The sequence below is a fragment of the Endozoicomonas sp. ALB115 genome (assembly GCF_049310245.1).
GTDB lineage: Bacteria > Pseudomonadota > Gammaproteobacteria > Pseudomonadales > Endozoicomonadaceae > Endozoicomonas.
In genome coordinates this window covers 1-11,486 of sequence record NZ_JBLYZG010000095.1, presented here as the reverse complement: position 1 = coordinate 11,486, position 11,486 = coordinate 1, and the positions used below count along the sequence as shown (strand labels likewise).

Genomic DNA, 11,486 nt, shown 5'->3' with positions numbered 1-11,486 from the left:
AATAATTCTTACGCTGCTTTGTCACTTTCTACCTCGTCATCAATGGTACTATTGTGCTTAACGAGGTGTCCTAAGTCATTAAACCACTTCAGTTTGTATCGGTCTATCCATTGATAGACTATTTTTCTTGAGGTTCCATACTTGTGAGCAAGATTTGTAGGACTCATACCTGCATTCCAGTCCTTTATTGCTTTGAATCGAATTTCTTCCCTGATGGAGTCTGAAAGCCTGCGACCGTCAATATTATTCATTACTGCCTCATTTATGGAGGTATGAAGGTATGAAGGCGAGAATAATATCATACGACGGTAGTTACCTATAATAGGTACAAATCAATAAGGAAATTGAATCAGCAGAACTCCCAAAAAAGACGACGGCACTGATAGAAAAGCGTTACAAAGCAGTGACCTACTTTACCAACAATCATCACTTAATGAAGTATCAAGAGGCTCTGGAGCAAAACTGGCCGATCGGTTCCGGAGTCACAGAAGCAGCATGTAAGACATTGGTCAAACAACGGCTATGCGGTTCACGAATGAGGTGGAAATTAGCCGGGGCAGAAGTACTTCTGGAAACAAGATCTCTTATCCATAGCAAGGGGCGCGGGGAACAACTGTGGTCTAACGTTATGTCAGGCAAAGTTCTATTTGATTGCTGAGTCAGCTATTAACCCGAGAGAGCACCCTTTCATTGTGCATGGGCTTAAATGAGTTCCTGAGCTAAGAGTACTGATGATAAAAAGTGTTTTAGTGGTTTTCAACAAAATGCAATCTATTTCCTTGAAGTTTAAAGTCATGGCCGTTCTTTTATTTATTAGCTTTAATAGCTGGTCAGTGAATATCAATAAACATGATGTTTACTATCAGGTTCGTTAATAGCTATGAAAATAACAAGATTGACTACAATGCAGTTTGCTCTAATTACAAGAGAGGTTCCGTAGAGAATCGTGGATGTCGCCGCCAGGCACAGCATTATTTCAGGGATCAATGTCATAAATATGGTTCATTTGACATAGAGAAGACTCGACATAATCTCACTAAAAAGAAAATGTACTGTTTAGCCAATAGCCAGTTTAATCCTATCAGATAGTGAAAAATCAGTGTCATGTGGTGCCTCGCTTCAGTTGGGCACCAATACCAAATTTGAACGAAGGTTCTGTGTAGCCAGAATGATGGTGATCTCTCACTCTCTCCCCCACCTATAAACTCTCCCTATAATATCACTCACTTATGAACTAACCATTCATCCAGACCGACAGAGTTTTGTCGTATATTTTATTCTCAGGTGTCGAAAAAAGCTGTCTGTAACCACTAACAACCATTAATGGTTGTACTAAAGTGCATTCTTAACCTATTGATATACATATAACTCATTGAAAGCAAAGGGGGTATCCTTACCCCGTTGTTAATATGAAATATCCGGGCTCGCTTTTTTATTTCGCAATAGCCTGAGGGCATTGGCGGTGACCAGGGCTGTGGCACCGGTGTCGGCAAGGACAGCAAACCAGAGTCCGGTCATGCCCAGCAGGGTGGTGACCAGGAAGAAGGCTTTACTGCCCACGGCCAGGAAAATGTTCTGGCGGATAACGGACATGGTGGCGCGGGAAAGACCAATAAGGTCCGCAAGTTCTGCCACACGGTTATGGGTCAGCGCACAGTCTGCGGTTTCAAGAGCAACGTCGGCACCCGATCCCATGGCAATGCCGATATCTGCCGTCTTCAGTGCAGGGGCGTCGTTGATGCCGTCACCGATCATGGCAACCCGGCCTTGTTTGCGCAGCGACTCTATTTCAGCAGATTTATCTCCGGGCAGGAGATCCGCACGATACTCCATTCCCAATTGGCTGGCGACGGCTTTCGCAGCCCGTGGGTTGTCACCAGTGAGCATGATACTGTTGATACCCATGGCTTTAAGGGCTGCGATAGCATTCGGAGCTTCGGCTTTTGGTTCATCCCGCAGGGCAATAAAGCCCACCAAATGCCCTTCAAACGTCACTACCGCAATGGTATTACCCTGCTCTTCAAGCTGTTCAAGTTTCTGTTGAGCGCCTGTAATCAGATCAATACTGTCCTGTAAGTGTCGTGGTGAGCCAACGACCACCGCTTTGCCTTCCACCTGACCCTGCACACCCAGTCCGGCTTTGGCCACAATGTCTGCGGCGGCAGGGAGTTTGATATTCATCTCATTAGCCCTGGCGACGATGGCTTTGGCCAGGGGATGTGTTGAACCTGACTCGACGGCTGCAGCCAGTCGCAGGATTTCCTGCTCTGGGTTGGGCTCTTGGTTGGGCTCTGGATTGAATGTTGAGCGGTCAAACGATGCTATGTGAGTAACGGCAGGCTTTCCTTCCGTCAGTGTGCCGGTTTTATCAAAGGCGACCGTTGTGACCGAACCCAATAGTTCAAGGGCTGCACCACCCTTGACCAGTGCACCGTTGCGAGACGCTCTGGCCAGGGCCGAGGTAACAGCAGCAGGCGTTGAAATCACCAGAGCACATGGGCAGGCGATCAGTAACAGTGCCAGTGCCTTGTAGATCCATTCGACCCAGGACCCGGCAAACACCAGCGGAGGAACAACAGCCACCAGTGCCGCCAGAAACATCATTAATGGTGTGTACCAGCGGCTAAATGCATCAATAAAACGTTCCACTGGCGCTTTTCGCTCTTCTGCTTCTTCGATCAGACGGATGATACGGTCAACCGCACTCTCTCCGGGCTTTGAAATTACCCTGAGTCGGGCAACCCGATCCACCGATAACGAGCCAGCCATCACACTCTCACCGGGGTTATGTTCAACAGGGACGGATTCGCCGGTCAGTGCGCTTTCATCAAAGCTAACGTTAGGCGTTAAGAGTTCACCATCAACGGGCAGACGGCTGCCCGGTAATATTTCGATGATGTCTCCGGGCGTCAGCGTATGGGCAGAAACCTCTGTTTTATGCCCATCGCGGTCAATACGGTAAGCCGTTTCTGGTGTCAGCGCCATCAGTTTCTGGACACCCTGTCGAGCCCGCCCTGCCGCAAATGCCTCCAGATGCTCACCGATCATAAACAGCAGAAGCACCATGGCGGCTTCAACGGTTTCACCCAGAAACAGGGCACCAATGGCCGCGATGCTCATCAGGGTTTCGATGGAAAAGGGAGAGCCACTTCTGGCTAATTGCCATGCTTTGGTCGCAACAGGGTAGAGCCCCCAGAGTGTCGCCAGGTAAAAAAACACGTTGCCAGCAACGGGAAAGGTGCCCTGAATCAATACCGCGAACAGCATAAACGTAGCCAGTGACATAATGCGCCAGTATTTTTTCAGGACACTGCCAGCTGCCGTTTCTGAAGCGGCGTCGTCCTTAACTGAAAAGCCCAGTTCTTTGAGAGTTCTAAGGATGTCGTCATTGATGCCTGCTCGATTTTCAACCTCTACCAGCAGGCGCTCTGTTGCAAAGGTGACCCGAGCCTGAGTCACACCGTTCAGCCCCTTTACGGCATTCTCAATTTTGGCGGCACAGCCCGGGCAGTCCATGCCAGTGATGATCCAGCTTAGCTGCATACTGCCGGATACCGAAGAAGTCTGACTTTCTATTGAAGAAGCTTCTGATTGAGTGTTATTGCCGCAGCATGAAGATGCAGCACAGCTACTTTTCATTGTGTCACTCTGTGGGCTGTCACTGTCGGTTGCGGAGCAGGATGACATAGCTTCACTCGTCATAATATAAAAATATGTTTATATAAAAATAATTTTATATTTGTGGTGCGTCAAGCCATCAAAATGAATATTGTTAAGTGCATTGTGCAATTATCAAGCGTCTGTTCGATTAATACTTTCTTATTATGGACCGGAGCCTGCACCCGTGATCGATTTGCCAAGAGTATTGCTGTAACCACTCTGCGGAGAAATCCACTGCTAAGCTGAATGTCAGAAATAATGGATTTTTGAATCAGGCTGAATGGTTATCAGGAGAAAGAATAATGAGCGCTATCCCCGCAAGTCCTTCATCATCGCAACCAACTATTCCAAATAATGACATTGTGTCCGATTCCCCGGGTAAAACCGCTGACAATAAACAGGTGACTACCACTGAGGCCATCAAGCAGATACCTGAAGCCCCGGGGGATAACTCCAAACCATCAATCTCACTGGCGGAGCGAAAGATAGAGCATAGTGCAGACATTGCCACAGCGGATGATTTTCAGGCCAGAATTGACGAAATGATCCACTTAAAAACGATTGGCAAATTGATAGAGGATTCTGAGGCTTTCAGTTTGCATGGCGTACAAAACGGCGCGTCTAAAAAAAACCCTGCCACTGCTGCCAGCAGCTCGGTAACATCTGCCTTCAACTCATTACACCATGCCAGTGGTGAAAGAATGGTGGCATACGAATTTTATGGCTTACATTCCAGGGATACGACTCCTGCCGAGGGTGCAACTACCCATGGGGCAAAAGTCCACCTTGAAAATGCATTCGACCACATCAAAGAGATGCAAAATCAGGAAAACAAGCTCAGTGAGTTTTCCAAAGTGGATATTGCCTTATCTATGGCTTTACATGAAAACAGACCCATCCTTCGACCTCATATCGAAGCGGTTTTCAGCATCCAGGAAAATAAACTCAAGCAATAACCCGTACTATTTTATCAACGCTCCTTAACATGATTGGCCATATCGAGAATGACATGACGGATATGGTGGTCATCCAACTCATAGAGTACCTGCTTTCCTTTGCGGGTTGATCGCAGGATTCGGGCTTCCCGCAAACTGCGCAGATGATGGCTGGTTAAAGGTTGCGACATGCCCGAAATTTCCGATAGACAGCATACCGGCTGTGGCTCTTCAAGACAGGCAATGACCAGCTGCAGTCTTTTGGTGTCTCCCAGCAGCTGGAAAATTTTTGCCAGTCGACCCATGTCCTGTTCAGACAGCTCAGGCAGCAGAGAACAACAGGTTTGATGCATATCGACCATAGGCTTGTCCGAACCTTAAGAAAATAATTATTGGTAATGGTATTGCGCCATGAGGGCTTAGTCTATTTTCCCGGGTTTGCATCATCCGTCGATAAACACTTTTCGAGCCTTGCTGCTGGTGGCAAAATGCTCTCAGCAAAAAAGCAGGCGACAATGATAAGCCGCTGATAGCGGTATAAGCCTTCATCAATAATAATCGGGCCAGCCTGGCAAAAGGATGGCCACAACAAGCCGGGTTATGCACTGTGAAAACCAAAGCGCTTCGAGCAGATGTTTTACTACTGGGGGTGTCTGCAATATGGGGGTTTGCCTTTGTTGCCCAGATCAAAGGCATGGAGCATCTTGGACCATTTATGTTTAATGCCTGCCGTTTTGCTCTGGGCTTTATCTCGTTATTACCGGTTTATTTTCTATTGGAAAACATCTCCGGAAAGAACGTCTCCGGCCATAAAACGCAATACGACAGTCAATTGCTGCTGAAATGGGGGCCATTGACCGGTGTAGTACTTTTTCTTGCTTCATCCTTTCAACAGGTTGGTCTGTTGTATACCACAGCGGGTAACTCTGGCTTTATCACCGGTTTCTATATCATTTTGGTGCCAATACTGGGGATCTGGTTTGGGCACAGTACCCGCCCTGCAACCTGGCTGGGTGGAGCCATTGCGCTGGCGGGCCTGTATTTCCTGACCGTACAGGATGGCCTGAATTTCAATAAAGGTGACGTGCTGACGTTAGGCTCTGCCCTGATGTATGCCATTCAAATACTGCTTATTGGCTGGCTTTCCCGGCATGTTCATCCGCTGAGGCTGTCATTAATACAGTTTTTTATGACCGCTTTATGCAGCATGATGGTTGCTCTTTATCTGGAACCCATCAGCCTTGATGCCATTCTAAAAAGTGCAGGGCCTCTGCTGTTCGCCGGCGTTCTTTCTACCGGTGTCGCTTTTACGATTCAAATCATTGCCCAGAGAGATGCAGCTTCTTCTCATGCGGCTATCATTATGAGCCTGGAAGCTGTTTTTGCGGTACTGGGAGGCTGGTTATTGCTGGACGAGCAGCTTGGACTGAGAGGTTTTTCAGGGTGCGTCCTGATGATGACCGGGATGCTACTGTCGCAGCTTAGACGCTCCAAGGCTTAAAAGGAAAACAAACAGATGGGTTTGCAAGCTGTGTGGAAAATAGCTTTATTTAACTTCCATATTCCCAGTTTTGCCCGGCCGCCTTTCCGATATACTCCGGATTTAGCTGATCTTCTAAGCTCTCTGGTATCCCTGTTGGTGCTGCGTCCGCAAAAAAGCACCTTGTAAACCCATCTGCTTGTTACTGGCGACTCTTTATTGTTCTTGTTATAAAACGCTCTGATGAGTCGGCACCAAACCCTGATATTGTTTTTATGGTGGGTGTTTTGTTCTTTTTGCTTTAACTAATACAACTGCTGTGCCAAAAATAGAGATAATTCCCTTATGCCTTGCTGTACGTGGTTTCCGAATGATGGCGTGTTTTTTTATGATTAAATATGTACAGTTCATCGGTTGTGATTTGTTACCTGGCCCCCACAAAATGTGACAATGCTCCCGCAAGGTAACAAATACCAGTTCCTGGCCTCAGGGCAAAATCCATCAAATCGTTGAGACAGTCTGTTTTTCAGACAGTTGCTGCCGACGTTATACATGTTTGATTATTTCGGTTATTCCGTTTGTTCTACTCCTGCACTAAGGATTATCCTTTGTGCCCCTGCTGACACTGACTGTTATATCAGCAGTTCCGGTTACACTTTTGTTGAAAAAACGGCTGACACATCGGCTGAAAAAACGTAGGAAAACAATGAGCGAACACGACCATAGCATCCATACTGGCCTCACAGGCCGTTTGTTGCTGGAAAACTCCCTTTTGAACAAAGGGACCGCTTTTTCTATGGAGGAGCGGAGTGAGCTGGACCTTCATGGTCTTCTGCCGCCAAGGGTAGAGTCGATGGAGGAACAATGTCGTCGAGCTTATAAGTCTTTCTCCGTCAAGCCTACGCCGATGCTGAAGCACATCTACCTGCGTGCATTGCAGGATACCAACGAAACACTGTTTTATGCTCTCCTGCAACGTCATCTTCAGGAAATGCTGCCTATCATCTACACGCCGGTTGTAGGGCAGGCCTGTCAGCGCTTCAGTGACCTCTACCGTCGACCAAGAGGCATCTACATTTCCTATCCCCAGCGTGAACATATCTCAGCCATGCTGGCCAACTTCAAGCGCAATATTGAAGTGATTGTTGTCACGGATGGTGAGCGTATTCTGGGCCTGGGTGACCAGGGTATTGGCGGTATGGGGATCTGCATTGGCAAGCTGTCTCTCTATAGTGCGGTGGGTGGCATCGCACCGAACAAAACACTGCCTATCGTCCTGGATTGCGGCACCAATAACCGACAGTTGCTGAATGACCCGAATTACCTGGGCTGGCGTCATGAGCGCATTGCAGACGATGAATACTATGCGTTCGTGGACGACTTTATTCGTGCACTGAAACGTCGCTGGCCAAAAGCACTGTTACAGTTTGAAGACTTTGCCATCGACCATGCAACACCACTGCTGGAAAAATACCGGGATGAACTCTGCTCTTTCAATGATGATATTCAGGGCACAGCCGGTGTGACTGCCGCATCACTGCTGGCAGCGGCCAAAGCCGCAGGCAAGTCCATTGAGGAGATGACCATTGCCTTCCTTGGTGCCGGCTCCGCCGGTTGCGGTATTGCCGAGCAGCTGATCCGCCTGATGGTTGGCCGGGGACTCAGTGAAGAAGAAGCCCGTCAGCGAATCTTCATGGTTGACCGCCATGGCGTGCTGAATGACCAGATGGCAGACCTGCGGCCATTCCAGCAGCGGCTGGTACAACGTTGTGAAGAGCTTTCTCAATGGGGGTGTGAGGAGAATCCCGGATTGTCAGACGTCGTCACCCACGCCAGACCAGACGCTATCATCGGGGTATCAGGTCAGCCTGGTCTGTTCACCCGGGAAGTCATTGAAAAAATGGCTGAGAACCATGAGCGCCCCATTGTCTTCCCACTGTCCAACCCCATCAGCCAGGTTGAAGCCACGCCAGAAGATATTATTCAGTGGAGTAAGGGGCGGGCGTTGATTGCTACTGGTAGCCCATTTGATCCGGTTGAGTACAATGGTAACCGTTACCCTGTCGCCCAATGTAACAATATCTATATCTTCCCGGGGCTGGGTCTTGGTGTCTTGGCCAGTGACGCTGAAAGAGTATCCGACGGCATGCTGGATGCAGCGGTGGAAACACTGGCCATGGCCTCGCCAACGGTTATGAATCCGGACGCTGCTCTTCTGCCCGAATTGAACCGTATTCATCAGGTGACTTGTGATATAGCGATTGCCGTAGCCAGAAAAGCGCAGGAAGAGGGGCTGGCACCTAAATGTGAACAAACTACTCTGGAAGCCAGAGTCAGAGGCAAGCGCTGGAGCCCTGAATATTGCAGAGTCCATCTGTCTGATTCTTGAAAGTAGTACCCGGATTTACGTTACAGCGTAGAAAAGGATAAGCAGATAAGTTTACAAACTACCAGGCATCTTTATTGTTGTTATTGACTGACAGGTGTCTGGTATGTCCCGTTGCCTTCCTGGTGTTGCAGTCTTTAAAAAAACTGCGGCAATCTTATTAACATTCCAGCAATTTGCCAGTTGATGACCTTCAGTATCCTGCAAACTTATCTGCTTTAATCACCGACCTGTTGTTTTTGTTATTGGTGGTCAGGATTTGCCATGTAGTTGTTATTATTTGGCATTTTTTGGTTTGCGACTGGTCATATACAAAGGGTGTGCCAATAACCTTTGTAATTTTTTAACTTGTTGATATTTAAGGGGAATATTTTTCCTGCACCGTTCAGCCCATTCCGTGGAAAAAGGGTAAACTGTTACTTTTTGAGTACTGGGTTGTGAAGAGTGTAACCCGGGTAACAGACGAACATGGTTCAGGGTTTATGCACTTCTATACGACTGATCAAACCTTCTTTGGAGAAAAAAATCCTTTCTACCCCTGGTACGTTCACAGATTCATCTGACGCAATATCAGTACCCGATCTGACAAACTCAAGTTCTACACAACAGCCATCCAGGCTGCGGTAGCTGTTAACATGCCAGTTCACATCAGGGATTTTTGAAAAAAAAGCCGTCATCATATCAAGAATGGCGGCCTTTCCCTGGAAGTCACCAAGAAAGGCAGAGTAGTAGCTGGCGCTTTCATCAAACATTTGAGATACCCAGTCCAGCCTGTGCGCATTGGACAGAGCAATATAGGCTCTGGCGGCTTCGATTTGTTCATCGTTGGTCATAATTTGAGATGCCAATGGTTTGTGAGTAGATACCCAAACCTACAACATAGCACTAACTCGACATATTGACCTGCTTCAAGTTGTCACAGGCTGGATTCCGGGGAGTAAAGAAGAGATTTAAATAAGAAAGGGGAGGGGGAGAAGTTTATAGAATGAAAAAATAAACAAACAGACAGGTTTACAGATACTCAGAAGCTCTTTATTTCTTCCCTGTCGAATGCCCGCGCTGCCTTTTGCCGCCTGTTACCAGACTCAGTCAGTCTTCTCGGCTTTCTTATCCCTGTTTGTCGGCTACCTTAAGGTACCGTGCAAACCTGTCTGCTTGAGTGGCCCGGCCTGATATTATTATTTTTGTAGGCTGGGAGTCGTCGTTGTTATTGTTGTTATGTTCTGACGATTTTTGTTCTCTCCTGACATAATACAAGTGGCGTGCCAGCTTTTATAAATGTCTCTGCAGGCCTTGGTAAATAAGGGGTAAACAGGCCATTCATATTGTATCGCCAGATGTCTGGCGCAGTTTTTCTGTTACTGCGTTTACCCCCTGGATGTAACCTTCGGAATAGATGTAACAAATATGATTTCATTTGGTCAGCTATCAAATGCACATTGATACTTTAAATCGGGCAGTTTGACCTTATAGTAATCAGAGACTTTCTCAGGGCAGGCTTATGTCGGCTCTGCAATGATCAGGACAATAAAATGACGACATCAAACCACTTTGATTATCTGGTAATCGGCGGCGGAAGCGGTGGTATCGCTTCCGCAAATCGTGCAGCTATGTACGGTAAAAAAGTGGCGCTGGTAGAGGCTAAGCATCTGGGAGGAACCTGCGTAAACGTAGGTTGTGTTCCCAAGAAAGCCATGTGGTTTGCCGGGCAAATTGCTGATGCCTGTCGTTATGGACCTGACTACGGCTTTGATATCAACATTGACCAGCAGTTGAAGTCATTTAGCTGGAGCAAGCTCGTCGACAGCCGGGAGGCTTACATCCGTCGTATACATGCTTCTTATGAACGGGTTCTGGGCAATAATAAAATTACCGTAATAAACGGCTATGGACGATTTGTTGACGCCAGAACAGTAGAAGTAAATGGTGAGCATTACACAGCGGACCATATCACCATTGCAACCGGTGGTGAGCCCCTGATCCCAGATGTTCCCGGAGCCGAATACGGTATCGACTCGGATGGCTTCTTTGAGTTGACTGAGCGCCCTGGCCGGGTGGCTGTATTGGGTGCGGGTTACATAGCTGTTGAACTGGCCGGTGTGCTACATGCCCTGGGCAGTGAAACGCATTTGCTGGTTCGTAAACACAAGCCATTGCGTAATTTTGAAGCGATGCTGTCTGATACGCTGGTAGAAGTAATGGCGTCTGAAGGTCCTCAGCTTCATACCCATTCAGTACCAAAAGAAGTGGTAAAAGAAGACGATGGAAGTCTGACCGTTCATTTGGAAAACGGTAACTTATTAAATGTTGATACGGTGATCTGGGCTGTAGGCCGTAAGCCACATACTGCGGGTATTAATCTTGATGCAGCCGGTGTTACGGTGGATGCCCGGGGTTACATTCCGGTTGATAAATACCAGAATACCAATGTCGCTGGCATTTATGCCGTGGGTGACAACATCGGCAAGGTTGAATTGACCCCGGTTGCCGTTGCTGCGGGTCGTCGCCTGTCAGAGCGCCTGTTCAATAATAAACCGGATGAGCATTTGAACTACGACAATGTGGCCACGGTTGTCTTCAGCCACCCGCCGATCGGTACAGTGGGTTTAACGGAACTGGCTGCCCGTGAAGCTTATGGTGATGATAATGTCAAAGTGTATACCAGCCAGTTTACGGCCATGTACAGCGCATTGACCCGTCATCGCCAGCCATCACGAATGAAGCTGATAACTGTCGGAGCAGAAGAAAAAATCGTCGGTATCCATGCGATTGGACACGGTGCGGATGAAATGCTCCAGGGTTTTGCTGTGGCTTTAAAGATGGGAGCTACCAAGGCCCAGTTTGATGACACCGTTGCTATTCACCCAACCTCTGCTGAGGAGTTTGTTACTATGCGGTGAGCCAAATTGGTGGAGGAGGATAATTGTTTTGACAACTCCTGAATTCAAGTCATAAATGCATAACCCATGATTTTTCTTGCATCTATTCCGGTTAACTCCTTGAATGCCTCATAAGGAGTCTTGTA

The 11,486-nt window shown here is 47.7% G+C and carries 8 protein-coding genes; 4 read left to right on the top strand and 4 right to left on the bottom strand.

The genetic code is table 11. The features are described from left to right. Window positions 1–8: 8 nt before the first annotated feature. The gene (locus tag ACO6VE_RS22830; RefSeq protein ID WP_422463639.1) at window positions 9–251 is read right to left on the bottom strand and encodes a helix-turn-helix domain-containing protein; all 243 of its coding nucleotides are present in this window, start codon (window positions 249–251) and stop codon (window positions 9–11) included. Window positions 252–1,404: 1,153 nt separating this feature from the next. Next, window positions 1,405–3,687, bottom strand: a complete 2,283-nt coding sequence (locus ACO6VE_RS22825; protein WP_422463637.1) for a zinc/cadmium/mercury/lead-transporting ATPase — start codon at window positions 3,685–3,687, stop codon at window positions 1,405–1,407. A 275-nt stretch (window positions 3,688–3,962) separates the two neighbouring features. Here ACO6VE_RS22825 and ACO6VE_RS22820 point away from each other — a divergent pair, with 275 nt between their 5' ends. Then, window positions 3,963–4,616: a hypothetical protein gene (locus ACO6VE_RS22820; protein ID WP_422447683.1), complete on the top strand. Its 654-nt coding sequence runs from the start codon at window positions 3,963–3,965 to the stop codon at window positions 4,614–4,616. 14 nt (window positions 4,617–4,630) lie between these two features. Here the strand turns inward: ACO6VE_RS22820 and ACO6VE_RS22815 are convergent, their stop codons facing one another. Further along, window positions 4,631–4,957: an ArsR/SmtB family transcription factor gene (locus ACO6VE_RS22815; protein WP_101747555.1), complete on the bottom strand. Its 327-nt coding sequence runs from the start codon at window positions 4,955–4,957 to the stop codon at window positions 4,631–4,633. A 245-nt stretch (window positions 4,958–5,202) separates the two neighbouring features. On the opposite strand from ACO6VE_RS22815, the gene ACO6VE_RS22810 reads away from it, so the two are divergent. Together ACO6VE_RS22810 and ACO6VE_RS22805 are read left to right on the top strand one after the other, a co-directional pair. Then, a complete protein-coding gene (locus tag ACO6VE_RS22810; protein ID WP_422463635.1) occupies window positions 5,203–6,096 on the top strand; it encodes a DMT family transporter in 894 nt (297 codons plus the stop codon). 685 nt (window positions 6,097–6,781) lie between these two features. Beyond that, the gene (locus tag ACO6VE_RS22805) at window positions 6,782–8,464 is read left to right on the top strand and encodes an NAD-dependent malic enzyme (protein ID WP_422463633.1); all 1,683 of its coding nucleotides are present in this window, start codon (window positions 6,782–6,784) and stop codon (window positions 8,462–8,464) included. A gap of 470 nt (window positions 8,465–8,934) precedes the next feature. On the opposite strand, the gene ACO6VE_RS22800 is transcribed toward ACO6VE_RS22805, so the two are convergent. After that, the gene (locus ACO6VE_RS22800) at window positions 8,935–9,294 is read right to left on the bottom strand and encodes a nuclear transport factor 2 family protein (protein WP_422447677.1); all 360 of its coding nucleotides are present in this window, start codon (window positions 9,292–9,294) and stop codon (window positions 8,935–8,937) included. 699 nt (window positions 9,295–9,993) lie between these two features. On the opposite strand from ACO6VE_RS22800, the gene gorA reads away from it, so the two are divergent. Further along, complete coding sequence (gene gorA, locus ACO6VE_RS22795) at window positions 9,994–11,361, top strand: glutathione-disulfide reductase (RefSeq protein ID WP_422463631.1); 1,368 nt, start codon at window positions 9,994–9,996, stop codon at window positions 11,359–11,361. Window positions 11,362–11,486: the final 125 nt, after the last annotated feature.

What these genes read in the sequence shown, in the direction of transcription:
- ACO6VE_RS22825 (WP_422463637.1), bottom strand. Translation starts at nt 3,687, where the DNA reads ATGTCATCCTGCTCCGCAACCGACAGTGACAGCCCACAGAGTGACACA.
- ACO6VE_RS22800 (WP_422447677.1), bottom strand. Translation starts at nt 9,294, where the DNA reads ATGACCAACGATGAACAAATCGAAGCCGCCAGAGCCTATATTGCTCTG.
- ACO6VE_RS22815 (WP_101747555.1), bottom strand. Translation starts at nt 4,957, where the DNA reads ATGGTCGATATGCATCAAACCTGTTGTTCTCTGCTGCCTGAGCTGTCT.
- ACO6VE_RS22805 (WP_422463633.1), top strand. Translation starts at nt 6,782, where the DNA reads ATGAGCGAACACGACCATAGCATCCATACTGGCCTCACAGGCCGTTTG.
- ACO6VE_RS22830 (WP_422463639.1), bottom strand. Translation starts at nt 251, where the DNA reads ATGAATAATATTGACGGTCGCAGGCTTTCAGACTCCATCAGGGAAGAA.
- gorA (WP_422463631.1), top strand. Translation starts at nt 9,994, where the DNA reads ATGACGACATCAAACCACTTTGATTATCTGGTAATCGGCGGCGGAAGC.
- ACO6VE_RS22820 (WP_422447683.1), top strand. Translation starts at nt 3,963, where the DNA reads ATGAGCGCTATCCCCGCAAGTCCTTCATCATCGCAACCAACTATTCCA.